General features: G+C 68.4%; 23 protein-coding genes and 2 tRNA genes. 9 read left to right on the forward strand and 16 right to left on the reverse strand.

From position 1 onward, the window contains the following. Positions 1-48: 48 nt before the first annotated feature. The 8 genes from BAMB_RS04935 to fdxA form a co-directional block, all read right to left on the reverse strand. Entirely contained in the window at positions 49-825 is a 777-nt protein-coding gene (locus BAMB_RS04935) for a DUF4088 family protein (RefSeq protein WP_011656320.1), read from the reverse strand. A gap of 157 nt (positions 826-982) precedes the next feature. Beyond that, on the reverse strand, positions 983-1321 hold the full coding sequence (locus BAMB_RS04940) for an AzlD domain-containing protein (protein ID WP_011656321.1): 339 nt from the start codon (positions 1319-1321) through the stop codon (positions 983-985). Next, positions 1318-2091, reverse strand: a complete 774-nt coding sequence (locus BAMB_RS04945) for an AzlC family ABC transporter permease (RefSeq protein ID WP_011656322.1) — start codon at positions 2089-2091, stop codon at positions 1318-1320. Before BAMB_RS04945 ends, BAMB_RS04940 begins: the two co-directional genes overlap by 4 nt. A gap of 122 nt (positions 2092-2213) precedes the next feature. Continuing rightward, entirely contained in the window at positions 2214-3116 is a 903-nt protein-coding gene (locus BAMB_RS04950) for an AraC family transcriptional regulator (protein ID WP_011656323.1), read from the reverse strand. A gap of 61 nt (positions 3117-3177) precedes the next feature. Beyond that, positions 3178-3663 carry a CreA family protein gene (locus BAMB_RS04955; RefSeq protein WP_011656324.1) on the reverse strand — a complete coding sequence of 162 codons (486 nt, stop codon included), beginning with the start codon at positions 3661-3663 and terminating at the stop codon, positions 3178-3180. Positions 3664-3770: 107 nt separating this feature from the next. Further along, positions 3771-3846 (reverse strand) — tRNA-Asn (locus tag BAMB_RS04960). A 71-nt stretch (positions 3847-3917) separates the two neighbouring features. Beyond that, positions 3918-3993, reverse strand: a tRNA-Asn gene (locus BAMB_RS04965). A 105-nt stretch (positions 3994-4098) separates the two neighbouring features. Beyond that, on the reverse strand, positions 4099-4422 hold the full coding sequence (gene fdxA / locus BAMB_RS04970) for a ferredoxin FdxA (RefSeq protein WP_006753067.1): 324 nt from the start codon (positions 4420-4422) through the stop codon (positions 4099-4101). Between the two features lie 287 nt (positions 4423-4709). Here fdxA and pncB point away from each other — a divergent pair, with 287 nt between their 5' ends. The 5 genes from pncB to BAMB_RS04995 all read left to right on the forward strand — a co-directional run bounded on the left by pncB (position 4710) and on the right by BAMB_RS04995 (position 10696). Beyond that, positions 4710-5909, forward strand: a complete 1200-nt coding sequence (gene pncB, locus BAMB_RS04975; protein WP_011656325.1) for a nicotinate phosphoribosyltransferase — start codon at positions 4710-4712, stop codon at positions 5907-5909. An 86-nt stretch (positions 5910-5995) separates the two neighbouring features. Further along, positions 5996-6658: a LutC/YkgG family protein gene (locus BAMB_RS04980; RefSeq protein ID WP_011656326.1), complete on the forward strand. Its 663-nt coding sequence runs from the start codon at positions 5996-5998 to the stop codon at positions 6656-6658. A 52-nt stretch (positions 6659-6710) separates the two neighbouring features. Further along, positions 6711-8141, forward strand: coding sequence for a sodium:proton antiporter (locus BAMB_RS04985; RefSeq protein WP_011656327.1), 1431 nt, complete (start codon positions 6711-6713; stop codon positions 8139-8141). A gap of 81 nt (positions 8142-8222) precedes the next feature. Then, the gene (locus tag BAMB_RS04990) at positions 8223-9212 is read left to right on the forward strand and encodes a 2-hydroxyacid dehydrogenase (RefSeq protein WP_011656328.1); all 990 of its coding nucleotides are present in this window, start codon (positions 8223-8225) and stop codon (positions 9210-9212) included. Then, a complete protein-coding gene (locus tag BAMB_RS04995; protein WP_011656329.1) occupies positions 9209-10696 on the forward strand; it encodes a DNA recombination protein RmuC in 1488 nt (495 codons plus the stop codon). Before BAMB_RS04990 ends, BAMB_RS04995 begins: the two co-directional genes overlap by 4 nt. A 94-nt stretch (positions 10697-10790) precedes the next feature. Here the strand turns inward: BAMB_RS04995 and BAMB_RS05000 are convergent, their stop codons facing one another. The 6 genes from BAMB_RS05000 to BAMB_RS05025 all read right to left on the reverse strand — a co-directional run bounded on the left by BAMB_RS05000 (position 10791) and on the right by BAMB_RS05025 (position 18083). After that, positions 10791-11276 carry a GNAT family N-acetyltransferase gene (locus tag BAMB_RS05000; RefSeq protein WP_011656330.1) on the reverse strand — a complete coding sequence of 162 codons (486 nt, stop codon included), beginning with the start codon at positions 11274-11276 and terminating at the stop codon, positions 10791-10793. Beyond that, on the reverse strand, positions 11273-11548 hold the full coding sequence (locus BAMB_RS05005) for a hypothetical protein (protein WP_006401288.1): 276 nt from the start codon (positions 11546-11548) through the stop codon (positions 11273-11275). The genes BAMB_RS05000 and BAMB_RS05005 overlap by 4 nt, the downstream gene beginning before the upstream one ends. Positions 11549-11585: 37 nt before the next feature. Next, complete coding sequence (gene moeA, locus BAMB_RS05010) at positions 11586-12881, reverse strand: molybdopterin molybdotransferase MoeA (RefSeq protein WP_011656331.1); 1296 nt, start codon at positions 12879-12881, stop codon at positions 11586-11588. Between the two features lie 105 nt (positions 12882-12986). Further along, complete coding sequence (mobA, locus tag BAMB_RS05015; RefSeq protein ID WP_011656332.1) at positions 12987-13604, reverse strand: molybdenum cofactor guanylyltransferase MobA; 618 nt, start codon at positions 13602-13604, stop codon at positions 12987-12989. 28 nt (positions 13605-13632) lie between these two features. Continuing rightward, positions 13633-14745 carry a GTP 3',8-cyclase MoaA gene (moaA, locus tag BAMB_RS05020; protein WP_011656333.1) on the reverse strand — a complete coding sequence of 371 codons (1113 nt, stop codon included), beginning with the start codon at positions 14743-14745 and terminating at the stop codon, positions 13633-13635. Between the two features lie 131 nt (positions 14746-14876). After that, entirely contained in the window at positions 14877-18083 is a 3207-nt protein-coding gene (locus BAMB_RS05025; protein WP_011656334.1) for an Rne/Rng family ribonuclease, read from the reverse strand. A 721-nt stretch (positions 18084-18804) separates the two neighbouring features. On the opposite strand from BAMB_RS05025, the gene BAMB_RS05030 reads away from it, so the two are divergent. The 4 genes from BAMB_RS05030 to BAMB_RS05045 are packed head-to-tail and all read left to right on the forward strand — an operon-like array spanning position 18805 to position 21886. Continuing rightward, on the forward strand, positions 18805-19809 hold the full coding sequence (locus BAMB_RS05030; RefSeq protein WP_011656336.1) for an RluA family pseudouridine synthase: 1005 nt from the start codon (positions 18805-18807) through the stop codon (positions 19807-19809). Positions 19810-19814: 5 nt separating this feature from the next. After that, positions 19815-20474 (forward strand): HAD-IA family hydrolase, encoded by a 660-nt coding sequence (locus tag BAMB_RS05035; RefSeq protein WP_041491125.1) that lies wholly within the window; start codon positions 19815-19817, stop codon positions 20472-20474. Continuing rightward, positions 20471-20881, forward strand: a complete 411-nt coding sequence (locus BAMB_RS05040; RefSeq protein ID WP_011656338.1) for a Rieske (2Fe-2S) protein — start codon at positions 20471-20473, stop codon at positions 20879-20881. The genes BAMB_RS05035 and BAMB_RS05040 overlap by 4 nt, the downstream gene beginning before the upstream one ends. A gap of 12 nt (positions 20882-20893) precedes the next feature. After that, positions 20894-21886 (forward strand): S49 family peptidase, encoded by a 993-nt coding sequence (locus BAMB_RS05045; RefSeq protein WP_011656339.1) that lies wholly within the window; start codon positions 20894-20896, stop codon positions 21884-21886. 70 nt (positions 21887-21956) lie between these two features. On the opposite strand, the gene BAMB_RS05050 is transcribed toward BAMB_RS05045, so the two are convergent. Together BAMB_RS05050 and BAMB_RS05055 are read right to left on the reverse strand one after the other, a co-directional pair. Continuing rightward, on the reverse strand, positions 21957-22679 hold the full coding sequence (locus BAMB_RS05050) for an SAM-dependent methyltransferase (protein ID WP_011656340.1): 723 nt from the start codon (positions 22677-22679) through the stop codon (positions 21957-21959). Further along, the gene (locus BAMB_RS05055) at positions 22676-23305 is read right to left on the reverse strand and encodes a Maf-like protein (RefSeq protein WP_006759763.1); all 630 of its coding nucleotides are present in this window, start codon (positions 23303-23305) and stop codon (positions 22676-22678) included. Before BAMB_RS05055 ends, BAMB_RS05050 begins: the two co-directional genes overlap by 4 nt. Positions 23306-23388: the final 83 nt, after the last annotated feature.

Genomic DNA, 23388 nt, shown 5'->3' on the forward strand with positions numbered 1-23388 from the left:
GTTCGCTTCGCGCGAACCGGGCCGTTCTTCATGCGTGCGGGCCGATCGTCATGGCCGGCGCTGTTCCGGCCCCGGTCCGTGCGCCGGTCGTGCGGCGGACGGCGCGAACACGCCGCGCAGCCACGCGGCGAGCCGCGCGAATACGTCGTACGGTTCCTCGATGAAGATCTCGGGCTTCAGGAGCCGCAGGTATTCCATGATCTGCTGCGCTTCCTGTTTCTGGAACGAACCGTGCGCGAGCCCGAGCCGCAGCAGGCCGCGCAATTCGCCGAGCTTGTCGCGCGCGGCGCTGCCGACGCTCATCTCGCACGCGAGCTTGGCCTCGTAGATGCGCTGGCGCAGCGATTCCGCGAGCCGCCACGCGGGCGTCTGCATCATTTCCTCGAGCGCCTGGATGTCGTGCACCGCGCTCTTGATCTGCGCGGCGAGCGGATCGACCAGCGACGCGTCGCCCTGCGCTTCGGCGACGATCGCCTTGGCCCAGTCGCGGCACGCCTTCGCGAGCTCGTCGGGGGTCCATTCGGCGCGCGACGCGAAGCCGAAGCCGAATTCGGCGGCCTGCCGCATCAGGATCGCGACGACGTCCGGAAATTCCTTGTCGAGCGTGCGCTTCGCCCACGCGTACTGGCCGCCTTCGAGCATCCGCTGCACGGCATGCTCGGTCAGCGGCACCATGTTGTCGAGCAGCTTGGCGCGCAGGAAATCCTCGAACGACGGCGTCGCGAACTGCGGGTCGAGTTTCAGCGATACGCGTACGAACGCGTCGTAGTCCTTGCGCAAGGACGCAAGCGTGTCGTCCTTGAGGGAAAGGGTGATCTGGCCCATGAATCGTCTCGATGGCGGCCCGCGCGTGTCGGCGCCCGGCGTCGTGCACCGGTACGGGCGCAGCGTCGACGGACCGTTCGCGCCGAGGCTGTGGCGGGTCTTCATCCCCTATATCGGCGCGCCGGACGAAAACTTGAGCGCGGCCGGCGACGTCCGCTCAGGCCGGCAGCCAGTGCGGCATCACGATCCCTTGCCAGAAGAAGAACACCGCGAGCCCGACCGCGATCGTCACGAGCGGGCGGCGCGTCGTCGCCGACACCAGCACAGCGGCGAGTGCGCCGACGAGCTGTGGGTTGCGCCACGTCAGCTCGGCCGTGCCGCCGTGCGGAGAGACGGTCATCGGCACGATGATCGCGGTCAGCACGGTGACGGGCACGAAGCCGAGCGCGGTCCGCACGAGCGGCGGGAAGGTCAGCCGCTCGCCGAACAGGAACAGCGTCGTCCGGATCGCATAGGTGATCGCGGCCATCCCGAGGATCGGCAGCGCGTAGCTCACGATGCGGCCTCCGTGCGTGAACCGGTGCGCGAGCGCTTGTGCCTTACCGTGAGCGCGACACCGACCGCGACGCCGGCGGCGACCGCGCCCAGTAACCCGAGCTTGTACGGCCAGCCCTGCCAGAAGTAGGCGAGCGTGCCGGCTGTCGCGGCGGCCGCGAAATAGCGCAGCTTGCCGAGCTGCGGGACGACGATCGCGATGAAGGTCGCCGCCATCGCGAAATCGAGGCCGAGCGACTGGAGGCCCGGGAAGGCCGCGCCGAAGCCGATGCCCGCGAGCGTCCAGACCTGCCAGTTCAGGTACATCGCGAGGCCCGAACCGAAGAAGTAGTGGGGGCCGATCGCACCGGGCGGGAAGTGCCGGTAGTGCGAGTAGGCGACCGCGAACACCTCGTCGGTCAGCAGCGCGCCGAGCGTCGCGCGCCAGCGCAGCGGCAGGTGCGCGACGTACGGCGCGAGCGTCGCGCTGTACAGCAGGTGACGCAGGTTCACGATCAGCGTCGTCGCGAGCACGACGACGAAGCTCGCGCTGCCGGCGATCAGGCCGAGTGCGATGAACTGCGCGGAGCCCGCGAACACCGCGAGCGACATCAGCGCGCCGTGCCAGGCGGCCAGCGGCCCGCCGGCGACGAGCGTGCCGAAGATCACGCCGAACGGCGCCGCGCCGATCATCATCGGGATCGTGTCGCGCGCGCCGTCGAGCCATTCGTTGAATGGACTGCGCGGCGGGGGCGACGGTGTGGATGGGGGATTCAAGGGACGCTTCTCCATGACGGGGAGGATAGCGGGCCGATGCCGTGGCGGCTTGTATGTTCTTGCGCCCGCGGAGGCCGGCGGCGCAATCCGCGTGCCGGTTGCCGCGGGTGGTCGATGCAGGGAGGGGTGTGGGCGCGTCAGCGCGCCTGCCAGCGTCCGGGCGGTACGCCGAACATCCGTTTGAAATGTCGCGTGAAGTGACTCTGGTCGACGAAGCCGCTGGCCGCGGCGACCTCGGCAATCGACACGCCCGCGCGCAACGGCGCGAGCGCACGCTGCAGCCGCAACTGGTTACGCCACGCATGCGGCGGCATCCCGGTCGTGCGGGTGAACAGCCGCGCTGCATGAAACGGCGACAGGCCGGCGGCCTGCGCGACGTCGCCGAGCGTGACCGGGCACGTGAGATCGGCGGCGAGCCGTTCGCGCATCACCTCGACGCGCGGCTCGTCGGCCGCGAGCGCCGCGGGCTGCAGCCGCGCGTCGGCATGGCGCGCGATCAGGGTCGACAGCGCGTCGAGCATCGCCGTTTCGGCGGCGAGGGGATCGTAGAGGCGCGGCGCACCGGCCGTCGGAGCATCATCGGCCGGCTGGTCGTGCGAGTGGGCGGACGATATGCGTTCGCTGCCGGCCTCCATCATCCGATGGGCCAGCGCGAGCCGCGCCGCGAGATCGGGGTCGCGGATCACGTCGGACGGGAACCACGGCGCATCCTGCGGACGACCGGCGATCGTGCTGGCGAGCGCGCGAATGTAGTCGACCGGCACGTAGCTCACGCGATAGCACCAGCCTTCGTCGGTCGCGCGTGAGCCCGTGTGCACTTCGCCGGGATTGATCACGGGCACCGTGCCGGTTTCGGCGACATGGCCGCTGCCGCGACACGTGTAGCGCTCCGCACCTTCGAGGATCACCGGAATCGTATAGGCGTCGTGCCAGTGCGGCGCGAACGCGTGGTTGCGATAGGTGGCCGTGAGCAGATCCGCATCCGGCAGCAGCGGCGTGCGCCAGTAGCGTGCGGCGTCGGGAAGGCGGGTGGCGGACATGATCGGGCGCGGAGCGGTCGAATGGGTAAGTGTAGCGCTCGCGCACCCGGCAGGCGCGGGCTTACTTGACCGGAATCGTCGTGCCGGCCGGCATCGGCACCGCGGTGACGGCGTTCTTCGGGCTGCCGCTGACGATGCGATCGCTGTAGGTCAGGTAGACGAGCGTGTTGCGCTTCTTGTCGACGACGCGCACGACATGCAGCGTCTTGAAGATGAACGACATCCGCTCGCTGAACACGTCGGTCTGCTGCTTGAGCGGCTCCTTGAAGCTGAGCGGGCCGACTTGCCGGCACGCGATCGACGCTTCGCTCGGATCCTCCGCGACGCCGAGCGAGCCCTTGATCCCGCCGGTGCGCGCCCGCGACACGTAGCAGGTGACGCCGGCCACGAGCGGATCGTCGTACGCTTCGACGACCACGCGGTCGGAGCCCGTCACGCGGAAATGGGTGTTGACGCTGCCGACTTCCTCCGCGTGCGCGAGCGGCGCGGCGGCAAAGGCCGAGAGGAGGAGGGCGAACGGCAAGGCGGAAAGGAGGCGGTGCTTCATCGACGGAACCGGATGCGAATGCGGGATAAAGACTCTAGCATGCGCGGCGGTGAGCGACGGGCGCCGGAAAAACAAAAGGCCCGTCGAATGACGGGCCTTTCGCTGTCTGGCTCCCCGACCTGGGCTCGAACCAGGGACCTACGGATTAACAGTCCGGCGCTCTACCGACTGAGCTATCGGGGAATAAATCGGTACATCTGCTGGGTTTGTTTCCAACAAGAAACCCGCGCACATTCAACGGGCCTTTGCTTTTTTGGCTCCCCGACCTGGGCTCGAACCAGGGACCTACGGATTAACAGTCCGGCGCTCTACCGACTGAGCTATCGGGGAACAAACAACAACAGCAGAGAAACGAGATTGTATGGAGCGTTGGCTAACCTGTCAATACCTTTGAGCGGCGGGGCGCAAAAAATATTGCGCGGCGCCGCTGCGCGATCAGCGCTCGAGCAGGTGCAGCTTTTCCTGCACGTCCTTCCACTCGTCCGCGTCGGCCGGTGCCGGCTTGGTCTTCGTGATCGACGGCCAGTTCTTCGCCAGCTCGGCGTTCAGCTCGGTGAACTGCTGCTGGTCGCCCGGAACGTCTTCTTCGGCATAGATCGCATTGGTCGGGCACTCGGCGACGCACACGGCGCAGTCGATGCACTCGTCCGGATCGATGGCGAGAAAGTTGGGACCTTCACGGAAGCAATCCACCGGGCACACATCCACGCAGTCCGTGTATTTGCACTTGATGCAGCCTTCGGTCACAACGTGAGTCATTAAAACGCTCCTGCTTGGCGGTATATATGGGGTGGCGTTTGCGCCAAAAGCGGCATTGTAACTGAAGCGCAAAACCCGCATGGCGTGGTCGGCTTTCCGGCTTATATCGTTTCGTGATTAGTTTATGGGGCCGACGGGGGGCGCCGCGCGTGCGCCGGCGGCGGCCCCCGCAGGAGCGGGCAGGCGCGCTTTCACGATGGTCCGGCCCGCATTCGGGTAACATGGCCGACAGACCGGGCGGCGCGCGGTGTGCCGGACCCTGTCTCGATATTGGCGGTGCCGTAATCATGATCATCACTTCGCTGCTCGACACGGATCTCTACAAGTTCACGATGATGCAGGTCGTCCTGCATCACTTTCCCGCCGCAAACGTCGAGTACCGGTTCCGGTGCCGCACGCCCGGCGTCGATCTCGTCCCGTACATCGACGAGATTCGCGACGAGGTGCGCGGCCTCTGTTCGCTGCGCTTCACCGACGTCGAATTGGACTACTTGCGACGGATGCGCTTCATCAAGAGCGATTTCGTCGACTTCCTCGCGCTGTTCCACCTGAACGAGAAGTACATCTCGATCACGCCCTCGCCGAAGGGCAACGGCGAGATCGACATCGTGATCGAGGGGCCGTGGCTGCACACGATCCTGTTCGAGATCCCGGTGCTCGCGATCGTCAATGAGGTCTATTTCCGCAACACGCAGCGCGAGCCCGACTATCGCGAAGGCCGCGAGCGGCTGCGCGAGAAGATCAAGCTGCTCGGCGCGAAGCCCGAGTTCGCCGACTGCAAGATCGCCGACTACGGCACGCGCCGACGCTTCTCGAAGGTGTGGCACGAGGAGGTCGCGCTGACGCTGCGCGACGGGCTCGGGCCGCAGTTCGCGGGCACGAGTAACGTGTTCTACGCGATGAAGCACGAGCTGACGCCGCTCGGCACGATGGCGCACGAATACCTGCAGGCATGCCAGGCGCTCGGCCCGCGGCTGCGCGATTCGCAGACTTACGGTTTCGAGATGTGGGCGAAGGAGTATCGTGGCGACCTCGGGATCGCGCTGTCGGACGTCTACGGGATGGATGCGTTCCTGAACGACTTCGACATGTACTTCTGCAAGCTGTTCGACGGCGCGCGCCACGATTCGGGCGACCCGTTCGAGTGGGGCGAGCGCATGCTGCGCCACTACGAGGCGAACCGCTGCGACCCGCGCACCAAGGTGCTCGTGTTCTCGGATGCGCTCGACATTCCGAAGGTCATGCAGCTGTACGAACGGTTCCGCAACCGCTGCAAGCTCGCGTTCGGCGTCGGCACCAATCTCACGAACGATCTCGGCTACGTGCCGCTGCAGATCGTGATCAAGATGGTCCGCTGCAACGGCCAGCCGGTCGCGAAGCTGTCGGATTCGCCGGGCAAGAGCATGTGCGACGACCGCGCGTATCTCGCGTACCTGCGCCAGGTGTTCGGCATCGCGCAGCCGGCCGACGACGACGCATCGCAGTAGGCGTCGGCCGTTCGGCCTGGTGCGTCGCGGCGAGGGCGGCCGGTATAATCCGACGATATCGCACGCTCATGTCACGAGGACCGTTCATGGACACTTCCGCTGCCCGTCGCCAGATCCTCGCACGCATTCGCGCGGCGCAAGGACGCGCGCCCGAACCCGATGCAGCGGAGCGCGACGGCGTCGCCGAGTATCTCGCTCGCCATCCCGAGGGGCCGCGCCCGCCGATGCCGGCCGACCTCGTCGCCGCATTCGTCGACGAAGCGGCGCGCCTGTCGACGACGGTCGACGAAGTCGCGACGCTGGCCGATGCGCCCGCCGCCGCCGCCCGCTATCTTGCCGCTCACGGCCTGCCGATGCAGGCCGTCGCCTGGCGCGCGCTCGCCGAGCTCGACTGGGCCGGCGCGGGCCTGTCGGTCGAATGCCGCAAGCCGCGCGACGGCGATCTCGTCGGCCTGACCGGCTGCTTTTGCGCCACCGCCGAAACGGGTTCGCTGGTGCTGTTGTCCGGCCCCGACACCTACGCGTCGGCCGCGCTGCTGCCGGAGACGCACATCGCGATCGTGCCGGCGTCGCGGATCGTCGCAGGCCACGAAGACGCATTCGCGCTGATTCGCGCGGAGCGCGGCGAATTGCCGCGTGCGGTCAATTTCGTATCGGGGCCGTCGCGCACGGGCGATATCGAACAGACCATCGTGCTGGGCGCACACGGCCCGTACCGCGTTCACGCGATCGTCGTGCGCGGCGCATGACGCGCGCGCCGGCTTCATCCTCACTCGACTCACTCGCACAAGGAAGTTCTGCATGAAACGACATGCCGCCTGGGCGGGCATGGCGTCGGGAGCCGCGCTTGGCGCGTTTCCCGCGCTCGCATCGGCCGCCACGCTCGACGGTGCCACGCTGTCCGCACTCTGGGGTATCCCGTTCGCCGGGATCCTGCTGTCCATCGCGGTGTTCCCGCTCGTCGCGCCGGTGTTCTGGCATCACCATTTCGGCAAGATCGCCGCGGCGTGGGCGATCGCGTTCCTGGCGCCGTTCGCGGTCGCGTTCGGCGCCGGCACGGCGTTCGGTACGCTCGTGCACGCGCTGCTCGAGGAATACATCCCGTTCATCGTGCTGCTGACCGCGCTCTATACGGTCGCCGGCGGCATCTGCGTCAACGGCAACCTGCACGGCACACCGAAACTGAACACCGCGATCCTCGCGCTCGGCACGCTGCTCGCGAGCGTGATGGGCACGACGGGCGCCGCGATGCTGCTGATCCGCCCGCTGCTGCGCGCGAACGACAACCGCAAGCATGTCGTGCACGTCGTGATCTTCTTCATCTTTCTCGTCGCGAACGCGGGCGGCTCGCTGTCGCCGCTCGGCGATCCGCCGCTGTTCCTCGGCTTCCTGAACGGCGTGAGCTTCTTCTGGACGACCACGCATCTCGCGCTGCCGATGCTGTTCATCTGCGCGGTGCTGCTGACGCTGTTCTTCGTGCTCGATACGTACTTCTACCGGAAGGGCGGCGAGGAGCGGCCGGCCGCGCTCGACCCGACGCCCGACGGAGCCGCGCTGTCGATCGACGGCAAGGTCAACTTCGTGCTGCTCGCGGCCGTGATCGGCCTCGTGCTGATGAGCGGCATCTGGAAGCCGGGCATCACGTTCGACGTGTGGGGCACGCACGTCGCGCTGCAGAATCTCGTGCGCGACGTTGCGCTCATCGTCGTGGCGCTCGCGTCGCTCGCGCTGACGCCGCGCTCGGCGCGCGAAGGCAACGCATTCAACTGGGCGCCGATCGAGGAGGTCGCGAAGCTGTTCGCCGGGATCTTCGTGACGATCGCCCCGGTGATCGTGATCCTGCGCGCGGGTGCGCAGGGCGCGTTCGCGCAGATCGTCCATCTCGTCACGGGCCCCGACGGCAAGCCGATCGACGCGATGTACTTCTGGGCGACCGGCCTGCTGTCGTCGTTCCTCGACAATGCCCCGACCTATCTCGTGTTCTTCAACCTCGCGGGCGGCGACGCGCAAGCGCTGATGACGACGGGCGCGACGACGCTCGCCGCGATTTCCGCGGGGGCGGTGTTCATGGGCGCGAACAGCTACATCGGCAACGCGCCGAACTTCATGGTGAAGGCGATCGCGGAGTCGCGCGGCGTGAGGATGCCGAGCTTCTTCGCGTATCTCGGCTGGGCGCTCGTAGTATTGGTACCGGTGTTCCTGCTGACGTCGTGGCTTTTCTTCCCGGCGTAGGCTGATTATTTTCAACCAAGCGCGGACGGTTCCGGCGGCGCACGATGCGCCGCGTTCCGGCCGCGGCATGCGGAGATGGCGATGCAGAAGATCCTGGTCGCACGTCCGATCTTTCCGGACGTGATCGAACGGCTCGAGCAGTATTTCGAAGTCGACTGGAACAACGGCGACGCGCTCGCCCCCGATGCGCTTGCCGCGCGTCTCGCCGACAAGGACGGCGCGCTCACCGCGGGCGACCCGATCGGCGCGGCCACGCTGGCGGCGGCGCCGCGCCTGCGCGTCGTGTCGAACATGGCGGTCGGCTACAACAACTTCGACATGGCCGCGTTCAACGCGGCGAACGTGCTCGGCACCAACACGCCCGACGTGCTGAACGAGTCCACCGCGGATTTCGGCTGGGCGCTGATGATGGCGGCCGCGCGCCGGATCGCCGAATCCGAGCACTGGCTGCGCGCCGGGCACTGGCGGAAGTGGGCGTACGACGGTTTCCTCGGCAGCGACATTTATGGCTCGACGCTCGGCGTCATCGGCATGGGGCGCATCGGCCAGGCACTCGCACGCCGCGCGCGCGGCTTCGGGATGCAGGTGATCTATCACAACCGCTCGCGGGTCGCCCCCGAGATCGAGGCCGAGCTGAACGCCGAATACGTGGCGAAGGACGCGCTGCTCGCGCGCGCCGATCACGTCGTGCTCGTGCTGCCGTACACGAAAGAGAACCATCATACGATCGGCGCGGCCGAGCTCGCGAAGATGAAGCCGACCGCGACGCTGACCAACATCGCGCGCGGCGGCATCGTCGACGACGCGGCACTGGCTGCCGCGCTGCGCGACGGGACGATCGCCGCGGCCGGCCTCGACGTGTACGAAGGCGAGCCGAACGTCCATCCGGCGCTGCTCGAAGTGCCGAACGTCGTGCTGACGCCGCACATCGCGAGCGCGACTGAAAAGACGCGCCGCGCGATGGCCAACCTCGCGGCCGACAACCTGATCGCCGCACTGGGCGTGGGGCCGCGCGCGGGGCAGCCGCCGAATCCGATCAACCCGGACGTGATCGGGAAGCCGCGCGCATGACGACGATGTTGTTGCTGGCGGCGGTCGTCGTGCTGGCCGTCGCGCTCGCGGTGGCGATCGTCGCGCTCGTGCGCGGCGGCGGCCGCCACGACGATGCGGCCGTGCTCGGCGACCAGATCGAAGACGCCGCGCACGCGCAGGCGCTCGCGGTCGAGCGGCTCGAACGCGAGCTGCGCGGCGAGATCGTCGAGAACGCGCGCGGCTCGCGCACCGAGCTGGCCGGCAGTTTCTCGCAGCTTCAGCAGACGCTCGCGACCCAGCTGACGAGCATCGCGACCGTGCAGAACAACCAGATCGACGGTTTCGCGCAACAGCTCGGCAAGCTCGTCGCCGGCAACGCGCAGCAGTTCGACGCGATGCGCGAGAGCGTGCAGCGTCAGGCCCAGCAGGCGCGCGAAGAGCAGACGGTCGCGCTGCGGCTGTTCGGCGACACGCTGAACCGGCAGCTCACGCAACTGACGGAGGCCAACGATCGCCGGATCGGCGAAGTGCGTGCGACGCTCGAGCAGCGGCTGAAGGAAATCGAGACGAACAACGCGGCGAAGCTCGAGGAGATGCGTCGCACCGTCGACGAGAAGCTGCATGCGACGCTCGAACACCGGCTCGGCGAATCGTTCAAGCTCGTATCGGACCGGCTCGAGCAGGTGCACCGCGGGCTCGGCGAGATGCAGACGCTCGCGGCCGGCGTCGGCGATCTGAAGAAGGTGCTGACCAACGTGAAGACCCGCGGCACCTGGGGCGAGGTGCAGCTCGAGGCATTGCTCGAGCAGATGCTCACGCCCGACCAGTACGCGAAGAACGTCGCGACGGTGCCGAGGAGCAGCGAACGCGTCGAGTTCGCGATCCGGCTGCCGGGCCGCGCCGCCGGGACGGGCGACGCGCCGCCGGTGTGGCTGCCGATCGACGCGAAGTTTCCGCGCGAGGACTACGAGCGGCTGATCGATGCGCAGGAACGTGCCGATTCGGTGGAGGTCGAGGAAGCGGCCCGTGCGCTCGAGGCGCGCGTGCGGATGGAGGCGAGGACGATCGCCGAGAAGTACGTCGCACCGCCGCATACGACCGATTTCGCGCTGCTGTTCCTGCCGACCGAGGGGCTCTTTGCGGAGATCCTGCGTCGCCCCGGGCTGACCGATATGCTGCAGCGCGACTATCGCGTGACGGTGGCCGGGCCGACCACGCTGACCGCCTTGCTGAACAGCTTGCAGATGGGCTTTCGCACGCTCGCGATCGAGCAGCGCTCGAGCGAAGTGTGGCAGGTGCTCGGCGCGGTAAAGACCGAGTTCGGCAAGTTCGGCGATGTGCTTGCGCGCACGAAGGCGCAGCTCGAAACGGTCACGCGCTCGATCGAGGCGGCCGAGCAGCGCACGCGCGTGATGAACCGCAAGCTGAAGCAGGTCGAGGCGTTACCGGGCGATACGGCGGCCGGGCTGCTGGGCGCGGAAGTCGCGGACGGTGCAGACGGCGCCGATGCGGACGAGGCATGACGCACGACGTGTGCGGCCGCAACCGGCTGAAACGAAAAACGGGCGCCGCGGCGCCCGTTTTTTTGCAGCGGCGGCCGGCATGGCCGGCCCGCGTTCAGCGTGCGGCGAGCGCGTCCAATGCGTCGCCGGTTACGCGCACGATGCGCCACTCCGGCAGCACGGTCGCGCCCATCTTCTCGTAGAAGTCGATCGCCGGCTGGTTCCAGTCGAGCACCGACCATTCGAAGCGCGCGCAGCGGCGTTCGACGGCAAGTGCCGCAAGGTGCTGCAGCATCGCGGTGCCGAGACCCGTGCCGCGCTGCGACGGCTGCACGTACAGATCCTCGAGATACAGCCCGCGACGGCCCAGAAACGTCGAATAGTTGTGGAAGAACAGCGCATACGCGACGATCGCGCCGTCGCGCTCGGCTACCAGCGCTTCGGCGGCGGGGTGAGCACCGAACAGTGCGTTGGCCAGATCGGCGTCGCTCGCGACGAACAGGTGCGTGAGTTTCTCGAACTCGGCCAGCTCGCGCATCAGCGCGAGGATCGCGCCGACGTCGCGCGCTTCGGCCGCGCGGATCAGCGGCGTGCCGCTCACGCTTCCTCCGGCGGGTCGGACAGCACGATCTCGATGCCGCCGAAGCGCGAGGCGACCCAGTTGTAGGCGTGGCAGGCGATCCACAGCAGCACGAAACCGAGGATCGCGTTCAGCAGCAGCGCGCTCAGGATCGTGCTGAGTTCCACCATCCCGTAGCGGACGTACGCGACCAGGATGCCGAGCAGCACGATCGGCACGCTGAACGTCAGGTAGACGAGGATCAGCGCCTTTGCGGTCTGCCCCGCGGCGATCGACGAGATTTGTTTCTTCATGTGCGGATTGCCCCCGTAGAGATATATCGATTGGAATTCAGATCAGGCCGTCGAGCGGCAGGATGTCGACCGGGGCGCCCGCGTCGACTGTCGCGCAATCGTGGCCCAGGACGATGAAACAGTTGGCGGCCGCGAGACCGCTCAACGATGCGGAACTCTGCGAACCGGCCGGCGCGACGTGCCACTGGCCGTCGGCGGCACGCGTCGCGATGCCGCGCAGATATTCGGTGCGGCCCGGACGCTTTTTCAATGCCACGGTGCTGAGCGCCGTGTACGTCGCCGGCGGCGGCGTGTGCGCGCCGGCCAGCGTCAGCAGCGCGGGGCGCACGATCGCGTAGAACGTCACGGCGGACGCGACCGGGTTGCCGGGCAGCCCGAAGAACAGCACCGGGGCGGCGCCGTCGCCCGCGCGCGAAAGCGTGCCGCACGCGAGCGGCCGGCCGGGTCGCAATGCGAGGCTGGCGAAGGTCACGTCGCCGAGCCGCGCCATCACGTCGCGCGTGAAATCGGCTTCGCCTGCCGATACGCCGCCCGACGTGATCACCGCGTCGGCCCGTGCGTCGGCGGCATCGCGCAGCGCGCGTTCGAGCGCGGCCGGATCGTCGCGGACGATGCCGAGATCGAGCGCGTCGATGTGCAGCCTTTCGAGCATCGCGACCAGCATCGCGCGATTGCTGTCGTACAGCGAGCCGGGGCCGAGCGGCTCGCCGGGTTCGCGCAGTTCGTCTCCGGTCGAGAACACGGCGACGCGCACGCGGCGGCGCACCGAGACTTCGCGCAACCCGAACGATGCGAGCAGGCCGAGATCGGACGGGCGCAGGATGCGGCCGGCGGCGAGGGCACAGGCGCCGCGTGCGAGATCCTCGCCGGCCCGGCGGCAGTTTGCGCCGCGTGCGACGTCGTGTGCGGCGAAGCGGATCACATCGCCGTCGACGCGCACGCGCTCCTGCGGAATGACCGTGTCGCATCCGGCCGGCATCGGCGCGCCGGTCATGATGCGAATGCACGCGCCGGCCGTCACGGATCCGTCGAACGGATGGCCGGCGAACGCCGTGCCGGCGACCGTCAGCGCGATATCGGCGGCCGCTGCCGGCGCGCCTGCGCCGCCGTCGAACGCGTAGCCGTCCATCGCCGAGTTGTCGTACGCGGGAATGTCGAACGGCGCGTTCACGTCGACCGCGAGCACGCGGTCGAGTGCGTCATGCAGCGACACCGTGTCGCACGCGTCGACCGGCACCGCGAACCGGCACGCGAGCGCCTGCGCGTCGGCGAGCGACAGCGGGGCGGCGGAATCGGGTGCGGTTCGGGAGGCGGGCGAGGATTGCGTGATCATCAGTCGGACTGCGCCGCAAGGCGTATCGGGTTCGTGGCCGGTGGCGCGCGGAGGGCGCCTGAGCGCGAAGGCGCATGCGGCGGGCGGGAACGGATGCCGGCGCCGTCAGCGGCGGGCAAGCGCGGCGAGTTCATGCCAGGAATTGGCATTGTAAAACGCACGCTCGTCGCGAAACTCGACTTCGACCGTCTTGTGGCGTGCGTACCACGCACGGACCTTGCGCTCGCCGGCCGCGAGCGCGGCGGCGAGATCGTCGGCAAGCGACGTGCGCAGCAGCGCGAAGGTCGGCTGCGGCGAACGCGCGTGCTGCGCGTCGACGGTCACGGCCATCGCGATGTCGGCTTGCTGCGCGTCGAGCGCCGCGTGCAGCCGCGCGACGACGTCGGCCGGCAAATAGGGCGTATCGCACGGCGCGCACGCGACGAGCGGGGCGCGCGCCGCCCGCATGCCGGCGAGCAGGCCCGCGAGCGGGCCGGGGAAATCGGCTGTTTCGTCCGCCACGATGCGCGCGTCGAAAGGCGCACCGAGCTCGGCGTAGCGATCGGCGTTGCGATTCGCGCTGATCAGCGTTTCGTCGACCTGCGGCGAGAGCCGGCGCAGCACGTGCAGCGCGAGCGGCGTACCGTCGAGCAGTTGCAGGCCCTTGTCCGCGCCGTCCATGCGCGTGGCACGACCGCCCGCGAGCAGCAGGCCGGTGATGGAGGGCGACGGGGAAGCGGACATCGCGGGAAGTCGGGTGGGGCGGCGCGCGTCAGCCGCCGATGTACGACATTTCGACGCGCTTGCCGGCGCCCTCGGGCGCGGCGTCGGCGGCCGCGCTGCCGCGCAGCTGCGAATAGCGGTCGGTGCGGGCCTGCCAGATCCGGGCGATCGCGGTCGCGATCTCGGCGTCGCTGGCGCCGCCGCGCACCAGTGCGCGCAGGTCGTGGCCCGTCGACGCGAACAGGCACAGGTACAGCTTGCCTTCGGTCGACAACCGGGCGCGCGTGCAGTCGCCGCAGAATGCCTGCGTGACGCTCGAGATCACGCCGATCTCGCCGCCGCCGTCCGCATAGCCCCAGCGCTGCGCGGTTTCCGCCGCCGTATGCGCGTCGAGCGGCACGAGCGGGAACCGCTCGGCGATCCGCGCGACGACGTCCGCGGATGGCAGCACCTCGGTCATGTTCCAGCCGTTCGACGTGCCGACGTCCATGTATTCGATGAAGCGCAGGATCACGCCGGTGCCGCGGAAGCGCTCGGCCATCGGCAGGATTTCGCTGTCGTTGGTGCCGCGCTTGACGACCATGTTGACCTTGACGGGCGCGAGGCCCACGGCCTGCGCGGCGAAGATGCCGTCGAGCACGTCGGCGCTCGCGAAGTCGGCGTCGTTCATGCGCTTGAACAGCGTGTCGTCGAGCGCGTCGAGACTGACCGTCACGCGCGTGAGGCCGGCGTCCTTCAGCGCGCGCGCCTTGCGCGCGAGCAGCGAGCCGTTGGTGGTCAGCGTCAGGTCGAGCGGGCGGCCGTCGTGAGTCGTCAGGCGCGCGAGACGCTCGATCAGGAATTCGAGGTTCTTGCGCAGCAGCGGCTCGCCGCCCGTGATCCGGATCTTTTCGACGCCGTGGGCGACGAACAGCCGCGCCACCCGCTCGATCTCTTCGTGCGTGAGCAGCGCGCTGTGGGGCAGGAACGGGTAGTCCTTGTCGAACACGTCTCGCGGCATGCAGTACACGCAGCGGAAGTTGCAGCGGTCCGTCACCGAGATGCGCAAGTCGCGCAGCGGCCTGGCGAACCTGTCGGCCAGCGCGCCGTCGGGGGTATGCGCGACGCCGGAGATATCCGGCATCCCGCTGACGTCGGCGAGGGGAATGATGCGTCGGGACATGTTGAAAGAAGTGCGAGTCAGGCCTCTATTTTAGCCGCAAGCGGCCGGCCGGGCCGGGGGGCGGAAACCCGCAGCGCGGAAATGAAAAAGCCCGCCGGAGGCGGGCTTTTCCTGGTCGTGCGATGCGCCGCTTAGCGGTGCGTTTCGACCTGCTGCATCGGGGTCGGGTCGACCGGCGGCTGCGCCTTGCGCTCGCGCGGCACGCGGGCCGGACGCGGCAGGCGCGACGCGGCTTCCTGGGCAGCGCGGAACTTGTCGGCGTCCGTGTTCACCCACACGAGACCGGCTTGCTCCAGCACGGCATCGAGGCTCGCCGAAGCAGGCGCGGCGGCCGGCTGGGCGGGCGCCGGAGCCGGAGCCGGAGCCGGAGCCGGAGCCGGTGCGGCTTCGACGCGAGCCGGTTCGACGTGAACCGGAGCGACGTGAACCGGAGCGACCGGTGCCGGCGCGACGGGTGCCGGAGCGACTTCAGCTGCGACGACTGGTGCCGGTGCGGCTTGCTCGACGGGCGCGGACTGCGGCGCTTCGACGGCAGCCGGTGCGGCCGGCACTTCGAACGCATCGGTCGGCGAAACCGCGACCGGAGCCGGGCCGGCTTCCGATTCAGCGGCCGGCGTGACCGGTGCCGGTTCGGCTGCCGGTGCGACCGGGGCGGGCTCGAGCGGTGCGACCGGCGTCGCTTCGACACGAACGGGTGCCGTTTGCGACTCGACCGCGGCCGGTGCGACCGCTTCGGCACGCTCCTCGACTTCGGCTTCCGCAACTGCGGCGCCTGCTGCCGAAACGGCTGCCATGGACGCCACGGCGACCGGTGCGGCCGCACGGGCCGGCTCGACCGCGTTCGGGGCTTCCGTCGTCACGGCGTGCACGGGGGCTTCGCCATCTGCACCTTGCTCGGCGTGCTCGACCACCGAACCATCGTCCTCGCGCTCGCGACGACCACCGCGGCGGCCGCGGCGGCGACGGCGACGTTCCTCGCCGTCACGTGCGCCGGCTTCCGCGTCGGCACCGATATCGGCGCCCGGCAGCGCTGCGACTGCCTGGTCTGCTTCCGCTTCCGGATGGTTCTCGCCACGGTTGACGGTCTCGAGCGTCGCCGCGTGCTGCACCGGCTTGCGGCGCTCACCACGCTCGCGACGTTCGCCGCGTTCCTGGCGCTCGCCGCGGCCGCCGGCCTCGACGGCTTCCGGCTGCTCGACGCGCTCGCGCGGTTCGCGACTCTCGCGCGGCTCGCGGCTCTCACGGCTTTCACGCGGCTCGCGCGGTTCGCGGCCTTCGCGCGGGCCACGGCCCTCACGACCTTCGCGACCCTCACGGCTTTCGCGCGGCTCGCGGCTTTCACGCGGTTCACGACCCTCGCGCGGTTCACGCGGTTCACGCGGCTCGCGAATTTCCTTGCCTTCGCGTTCCTGGCGTTGCGACTGGCCACGGCCCGTCGCTGCCTGGTCGCGGCCACCCTGAGCCTGCTGGGCGCCGCCACGGCGGTTGCGGTTGCGATCGCCGCCGCGCTGCTCGGTCTTCTCGGTCCGCTCGCGGGCCGGGCGGGCAGCCTGTTCCTTCGCCGGTGCCGGTACAACCGGCGCGGGCGCCGGAGCCGGCGACATGCCGAACAGACCCTTCAGCCAGCCGATGAAGCCGCCGTTGCTTGCCACGGCGACCGGGGCGGGCGCCGCCACAACCGGCTCGGCCGGGCGCTGCGGTGCCGCGCTCGGCGCCGGGCGCTCGGGCGTGATGCCCTTGACCGCCGCTTCCTGCTTCGGCTTCACGTCGGCCGTGCGCTTGCTGTAGCCGGTTTCCGACTCCAGTTCGCGGGCGGCTTCCTCGGCCATCTTCCAGGACGCGCGCGGATCGTCGAGGCGCGCGTCGTCGTGGCGCAGGCGCTCGAGCTTGTAGTGCGGCGTATCGAGGTGCTTGTTCGGGATCAGCACGATGCCGACCTTGAAGCGCGACTCGATCTTGTTGATTTCCTGACGCTTCTCGTTGAGCAGGAAGGCGGTCACCTCGACCGGCACCTGGCAGTGGATCGCCGCGGTGTTTTCCTTCATCGCTTCTTCCTGAATGATCCGCAGGACCTGCAGCGCGGACGATTCGGTATCGCGGATGTGGCCGGTGCCGTTACAGCGCGGGCACGTCACGTGGCTGCCTTCCGACAGCGCCGGACGCAGGCGCTGGCGCGACAGTTCCATCAGCCCGAAGCGGGAGATCTTGCCCATCTGCACGCGCGCACGGTCGTGCTTGAGCGCGTCCTTCAGGCGCTGCTCGACCTCACGCTGGCTCTTGGCCGACTCCATGTCGATGAAGTCGATCACGATCAGGCCGCCGAGGTCGCGCAGTCGCAGCTGGCGGGCCACTTCGTCCGCCGCCTCGAGGTTCGTGCGGGTCGCCGTTTCCTCGATGTCCGCGCCCTTGGTCGCGCGCGCCGAGTTCACGTCGATCGCGACGAGTGCTTCGGTGTGGTCGATCACGATCGCGCCGCCGGACGGCAGCGGCACCGTGCGCGAGTAGGCCGTCTCGATCTGGTGCTCGATCTGGAAGCGGGAGAAGAGCGGCACGTCGTCGTGGTAGCGCTTCACCTTCGACACGTTGTCCGGCATCACGATGTCCATGAACGCACGGGCCTGATCGTGGATCTCGGTCGTGTCGATCAGGATTTCGCCGATATCGGGCTGGAAATAGTCCCGGATCGCGCGGATCACGAGGCTCGATTCCAGATAGATCAGCATCGGCTGGCCGGCATTGCCGCTTTGCGACGCCGCTTCGATCGCGCGCCACAGCTGCAGCAGGTAGTTCAGGTCCCACTGCAGTTCCTCGGCGCTGCGGCCGATGCCCGCGGTGCGGGCGATCATGCTCATGCCGTCCGGAATCTGCAGCTGCGCCATCGTTTCGCGCAGTTCCTGGCGCTCGTCGCCTTCGATCCGGCGCGACACGCCGCCGCCGCGCGGATTGTTCGGCATCAGCACGAGGTAGCGGCCGGCGAGCGAGATGAAGGTCGTGAGGGCGGCGCCCTTGTTGCCGCGCTCTTCCTTCTCGACCTGAACGATCAGTTCCTGGCCTTCGCGCAGCGCATCCTGGATGCGCGCGGAGCGCATGTCGATGCCGTCCTTGAAGTACTGGCGGGCGACTTCCTTGAACGGCAGGAAGCCGTGGCGGTCTTCGCCGTAGTTGACGAAGCACGCTTCGAGCGACGGCTCGATACGGGTGATGACACCTTTGTAGATATTGCCTTTGCGCTGTTCGCGCCCGGCTGTCTCGATGTCGATGTCGATGAGCTTTTGCCCATCGACGATGGCGACGCGCAGCTCCTCCTGCTGCGTCGCATTGAACAGCATGCGTTTCATGAACGACTCCAGGCGGCTCCGCTGCCGGCGCCTCGCGGTTGTCAGTCGCGAAGGCGGGAACGACGGCAGGCCGCACCTTGTTGTGTTGTCACAAGCACGCTGGAGCGGGAAGGATGGCGGGGAGAATTGCCTGAAGAGGCGCTTGGGCCCGAAAGACGGGGCCGGCGGCCGTTGGGCACCTGCGAATACGGTTTCAAAGCACGGCGTTCACACACCGCACGCTGCACAAGCGCGCTAAGCCTGAGTCCGGGCATCGCCACGGGCGCGCACAATACGTCGCGCGCGCCGACGGGCGGCAGATGCTGCGGCTTGGGCCGCAGCGGGGAGTATCGAATCCAACCCGACTTTCCCGCTTGGGGTGTACTTCCCTGGTTTGACGTCGCCAAGCCCCGCACCTTCGCGGGGCCAAATCAGGCGCAACGCCGTAATTTTCGCAACCGGCAGCCTGCGGACGCACTTCGCGCCGTCGGGCTACCGATCAAATTCTTTTCAACCAACTTTCCGTTACCGCGGCGCCTTGCCGACCGAATCCGCCTGTGGGCGCGATCCTTGCCGACGGGCGGCGCCGTGCGTGCAACTTGCTGCATCTCTTTGATTAGGGGCGAGCAGCGGACCCCCGGCGCAAGTAAAATAGCGGTTTGCGCTTGCGCCTTGCCCGATTCAGCCGGGGCCGGCCTGTCAGGCCACCCTCAACGTCAGGCTGGGCAAAATTATATTCAGTATGAATGAGTTAGGCAAAATATCCCAGAATTCAGTCGCAAGCGGCCAGGTATCGATGCTCGAGATCGACGAAAACTCGGCCGGTCAGCGGATCGACAACTTCCTGTTGCGCGTCTGCAAAGGCGTGCCCAAAAGCCATATTTACCGGATCCTGCGCAGCGGCGAAGTGCGCGTGAATAAGGGTCGGGTCGATGCCCAGTACCGCCTCGCGTTCGGCGACATCGTCCGCGTGCCGCCCGTGCGGGTGGCGGCGGCCGATCTAGCGCGCGCCGACACGCCGATCGTGCCGCCCGCGCAGTTCGAGGTGCTGTACGAAGACGATGCGATGCTCGTCATCAACAAGCCGGCCGGCGTCGCGGTGCACGGCGGCAGCGGCGTCGCGTTCGGCGTGATCGAGCAGATGCGCCAGGCGCGTCCGCGCGCGAAATTCCTCGAACTCGTGCACCGGCTCGACCGCGAGACGTCCGGGATCCTGATGCTCGCGAAGAAGCGCACGGCGCTCGTCGGCCTGCACGAGCAGATCCGCGAAAACCGGATGGACAAGCGTTACTTCGCGTGCGGACACGGCGAGTGGCAGTCCGACTGGGGCCGCCGCCGCGCGGTGAAGGCGCCGCTGTTCAAGTATTCGACCGCGGAAGGGGAGCGGCGCGTGCGCGTGCAGGACGACGGCCTGCCGTCGCACACGGTGTTCAACCTGCTCGAGCGCTGGCCGGATTACGCGCTGGTCGAAGCGGAACTCAAAACGGGCCGGACCCATCAGATCCGTGTGCACCTCGCGCATCTCGGCCTGCCGATCGCCGGCGACGCCAAGTATGGCGATTTCGCACTGAACAAGGCGCTGGCGCGCGCGAACGCGCAGCCGTCGCTGAAACGGATGTTCCTGCATGCGCACCGGCTGAAGCTCGCGCACCCGCTGACCGGCGAGCCGCTGCAGTTCGACGCGCCGCTGCCGGACGAGTGCCGGCGCTTCCTCGATCAACTCAGCGCTTTGCGCGATAACGCATGACTCGCATGGCCCGACAGCAATTTGACCTGATCGTCTTCGACTGGGACGGCACGCTGATGGATTCGACTGCGCACATCGCGCACAGCATCCAGGCCGCGTGCCGCGATCTCGGCCTGCCCACGCCGTCGGACGAGGCGTCCCGCTACGTGATCGGCCTTGGGCTGCGCGATGCGCTGCGCATTACTGCACCGACCCTCGATCCGTCCGACTATCCGCGGCTGGCCGAGCGTTACCGCTTTCACTACCTGCTGGACGACCAGCGCATCGAGTTGTTCGCCGGCGTGCGCGAACTGCTCGCGGAATTGCGCGATACGGGTTACCTCCTGGCGGTCGCGACCGGCAAGGGCCGGGTCGGGCTGAATCGCGTGCTGGACCAGTCGAAGCTGACGAGCCTGTTCGATGCGACGCGCTGCGCGGACGAAACGTTCTCGAAGCCGCACCCGGCGATGCTGCACGAACTGTCCCGCGAATTGGGGCAGGATCTGGCGCGTACCGTGATGATCGGCGACACCACGCACGACCTGCAGATGGCGGCGAGCGCGGGGGCGGCCGGCGTCGGCGTCTCCTACGGCGCGCATACGGCCGAGGCGCTGGCCGCGCTGACGCCGCGCTTCGTCGCGCCGGACGTCGTCGCGCTGGCGGCATGGCTGCGGGAGCACGCATGAGCGCGGCGCCGGAAGCCGTGCGCGTGTGCGCGTCGGACGCCTTGACCGACGGCGGCGCCGGCGTGCGCGTCGAAGCGACGCTGCGCGGCGAGCAGGCGGTCGTGTTCTTCGTACGCTACGACGGACGTGCGTACGGCTACCTGAACCGCTGCGCACACGTGCCGATGGAGCTCGACTGGGCCGAAGGGCAGTTCTTCGAGTCGTCGGGCCTCTACCTGATGTGCGCGACGCACGGTGCGATCTACGCGCCGGACACCGGCAAGTGCGTCGGCGGCCCGTGCCGCGGCGGCCGCCTGCGGCCGGTGGAGGTCGACGAGCGCGACATGCCCGACGGCCGTGCGGTATTCTGGGTGCCCGATGCCGACCTGCGTCCCGCCGCTTCGACTCCTTCCGCCACGACCGACTGACGACACCACTGCATGGCCGACCAACCGAATATCCCTGATTCCTCGTCCCGTCCCGACAGCCGCGAGCCGAACTGGGAGCGCGCGGCGCTCGAGCGGATCGCGCTCGCGGCCGTCAAGGAACAGCGTGCGGCGCGGCGCTGGAAGATCTTCTTCCGCTTCGCGTTCCTCGGCGTGTTCCTGCTGCTCGCGTTCGCGCTGATCGATTTCTCGAACGACGCGAAGTTCGCGTCGACCGGGCGCCACACGGCGCTCGTGACGATCGACGGCGAGATCGCGGCAGGCACCAACGCGAACGGCGAAGACATCAATACGGCGCTCGATGCCGCGTTCGACGACGACGGCGCGGCCGGCGTCGTGCTGCGGATCAACAGCCCGGGCGGCAGCCCGGTGCAGGCCGGGATGGTCTACGACGAGATCCGCCGGCTGCGCACGAAATATCCCAACAAGCCGCTGTACGTCGTCGTGACCGACATGTGCGCATCGGGCGGTTATTACATTGCGTCTGCCGCCGACAAGATCTTCGTCGACAAGGCGAGCATCGTCGGCTCGATCGGCGTGCTGATGGACGGGTTCGGCTTCACGGGCCTGATGGGCAAGCTCGGCGTCGATCGCCGTCTGCACACGTCGGGCGAAAACAAGGGCTTCTACGACCCGTTCTCGCCCGAGACGCCGAAGATGGACGCCCATGCGCAGGCACTGCTCGACCAGGTCCATGCGCAGTTCATCAAGGCCGTGAAGGACGGTCGCGGCAAGCGGCTGCACGAAACGCCCGACATGTTCTCGGGTCTGTTCTGGACGGGCGAGAAGAGCGTCGAGCTTGGCCTCGCCGACGGCTACGGCACGACCGACACGGTCGCGCGCGACGTGCTGAAGGCGCCGGATCTCGTCGACTACACGGTGAAGGAAAGCCTGACGAACCGCGTCGCGCGCAAGTTCGGCGCGGCGGTCGGCGGTGCCGCGATGAAGGCGCTCGCCGCGGGCGGCACGTCGTTCAGCCTGCGCTGAGCGCGGGCCCGCGCTGCGGCGAACGCAGCCGCGCGCCCCGTGCCGCGAAGCGGCTCTAGGTGCCGGCGCGTCAGTTCGCGAGCAGCAGGAAGATGGCGGGGCGCTTGTGCAGATTCGGCGCAGGCGCCTTTTTCCAGTCCGCCACCGAACGGCTGGCGATCGTCTCGGTTTCGAGGGTCAGGTCGGCCGCGACGCAGATCTGCGTCGACGGCGCGCAGGTCGCGACGAGCGTATCGAGCATCGCTTGGTTCCGGTACGGCGTCTCGATGAAGATCTGCGTCTGGCGGCCCTTGCGCGACAGTTGCTCGAGCTCGCGCAGGCGTTTCGCGCGCGCGGCCGCATCGACCGGCAGATAGCCGTTGAACGCGAAACTCTGGCCGTTCAGGCCCGACGCCATCAGCGCGAGCAGGATCGAACTCGGCCCGACGAGCGGCACGACCTTCACGCCGCGTTCATGCGCACGGCGCACCAGCAGCGCGCCGGGGTCGGCCACGGCGGGGCACCCGGCCTCGGACACGAGCCCGGCGTCCGTGCCCGCGAGCACCGGTGCGAGCAGCTTGTCGATCTCGCCGGCTGGCGTGTTGACGTTCAGTTCGCGGATCGCGATTTCCTGGATCGGCCGCGTGGTGCCGATCTTCTTCAGGAACGCGCGGGTCGTTTTCGCGTTTTCGCCGATGTAATAGCCGAGCGTGCCGGCGCGCGCCTGCACGGCCGCGGGCAGCACGGCGGCGAGCATCGATTCGTCGCCTTCGCCGAGCGTGTTCGGGACGAGATAAAGCGTGCCGGCGGTCATGCGCGGTCTCCGTGGGTAGTGAACAGCGGATAGCCCGCGGTGCGCAGCATCCGCGTGAGCGCGATCAGCGGCAGGCCGACTAGCGCCGTCGGGTCGTCGGAGTCGATCGCGTCGAGCAGCGCGATGCCGAGCCCTTCGGACTTCGCGCTGCCGGCCACGTCGTACGGCGTTTCCGCGCGCAGGTATGCATCGAGTTCGGCTTCGGGCAGCGAACGGAAGCGCACGTGCGTGACGACGTCCTCGCTCTGCGTTTCGCCCGTGCGGCTGTCGTACAGGCTGAGCGCACTGTGGAACTCGACGTCGCGGCCCTGCATCGACAGCAGCTGCGCAAGCGCACGTTCATGCGTGCCCGGCTTGCCGATCTGAAGGCCGTCGAACGTCGCGACCTGGTCCGACCCGATCACGAGCACGCCGTCCGGCGCGTCGATGGTCGCGGCGACCGCGCGCGCCTTCGCGCCGGCGAGACGCAGTGCGGTCGCGGCGGGCGTTTCACCCGCGAGCGGGGTTTCGTCGAGGTCGGGCGATACGACGTCGAACGGCAGGCCGAGGCGCTCGAGAAGCGTGCGGCGGTAGCGGGAACTGGAGGCGAGAATCAGCCGCGGCGGGCGGCAAACGGTATGCGGCATGGTCGATTGGGTCGGTGAATCGTCAGGTGTGGCGCGGCGTTGCGAGGGCGCAAGCATAAGTGATTGACCGCAAAAGGTAAAAC

It is taken from the genome of Burkholderia ambifaria AMMD, from assembly GCF_000203915.1.
Classification (GTDB): Bacteria; Pseudomonadota; Gammaproteobacteria; order Burkholderiales; family Burkholderiaceae; genus Burkholderia; species Burkholderia ambifaria.

Bases quoted from the DNA above. Each gene is read 5' to 3' on its own strand.
- BAMB_RS04935 (WP_011656320.1), bottom strand. From the start codon at position 825: ATGGGCCAGATCACCCTTTCCCTCAAGGACGACACGCTTGCGTCCTTG.
- BAMB_RS04945 (WP_011656322.1), bottom strand. From the start codon at position 2,091: ATGGAGAAGCGTCCCTTGAATCCCCCATCCACACCGTCGCCCCCGCCG.
- BAMB_RS04950 (WP_011656323.1), bottom strand. From the start codon at position 3,116: ATGTCCGCCACCCGCCTTCCCGACGCCGCACGCTACTGGCGCACGCCG.
- BAMB_RS04955 (WP_011656324.1), bottom strand. From the start codon at position 3,663: ATGAAGCACCGCCTCCTTTCCGCCTTGCCGTTCGCCCTCCTCCTCTCG.
- fdxA (WP_006753067.1), bottom strand. From the start codon at position 4,422: ATGACTCACGTTGTGACCGAAGGCTGCATCAAGTGCAAATACACGGAC.
- pncB (WP_011656325.1), top strand. From the start codon at position 4,710: ATGATCATCACTTCGCTGCTCGACACGGATCTCTACAAGTTCACGATG.
- BAMB_RS04980 (WP_011656326.1), top strand. From the start codon at position 5,996: ATGGACACTTCCGCTGCCCGTCGCCAGATCCTCGCACGCATTCGCGCG.
- BAMB_RS04985 (WP_011656327.1), top strand. From the start codon at position 6,711: ATGAAACGACATGCCGCCTGGGCGGGCATGGCGTCGGGAGCCGCGCTT.
- BAMB_RS04990 (WP_011656328.1), top strand. From the start codon at position 8,223: ATGCAGAAGATCCTGGTCGCACGTCCGATCTTTCCGGACGTGATCGAA.
- BAMB_RS04995 (WP_011656329.1), top strand. From the start codon at position 9,209: ATGACGACGATGTTGTTGCTGGCGGCGGTCGTCGTGCTGGCCGTCGCG.
- BAMB_RS05005 (WP_006401288.1), bottom strand. From the start codon at position 11,548: ATGAAGAAACAAATCTCGTCGATCGCCGCGGGGCAGACCGCAAAGGCG.
- moeA (WP_011656331.1), bottom strand. From the start codon at position 12,881: ATGATCACGCAATCCTCGCCCGCCTCCCGAACCGCACCCGATTCCGCC.
- mobA (WP_011656332.1), bottom strand. From the start codon at position 13,604: ATGTCCGCTTCCCCGTCGCCCTCCATCACCGGCCTGCTGCTCGCGGGC.
- moaA (WP_011656333.1), bottom strand. From the start codon at position 14,745: ATGTCCCGACGCATCATTCCCCTCGCCGACGTCAGCGGGATGCCGGAT.
- BAMB_RS05025 (WP_011656334.1), bottom strand. From the start codon at position 18,083: ATGAAACGCATGCTGTTCAATGCGACGCAGCAGGAGGAGCTGCGCGTC.
- BAMB_RS05030 (WP_011656336.1), top strand. From the start codon at position 18,805: ATGAATGAGTTAGGCAAAATATCCCAGAATTCAGTCGCAAGCGGCCAG.
- BAMB_RS05035 (WP_041491125.1), top strand. From the start codon at position 19,815: ATGGCCCGACAGCAATTTGACCTGATCGTCTTCGACTGGGACGGCACG.
- BAMB_RS05040 (WP_011656338.1), top strand. From the start codon at position 20,471: ATGAGCGCGGCGCCGGAAGCCGTGCGCGTGTGCGCGTCGGACGCCTTG.
- BAMB_RS05045 (WP_011656339.1), top strand. From the start codon at position 20,894: ATGGCCGACCAACCGAATATCCCTGATTCCTCGTCCCGTCCCGACAGC.
- BAMB_RS05050 (WP_011656340.1), bottom strand. From the start codon at position 22,679: ATGACCGCCGGCACGCTTTATCTCGTCCCGAACACGCTCGGCGAAGGC.
- BAMB_RS05055 (WP_006759763.1), bottom strand. From the start codon at position 23,305: ATGCCGCATACCGTTTGCCGCCCGCCGCGGCTGATTCTCGCCTCCAGT.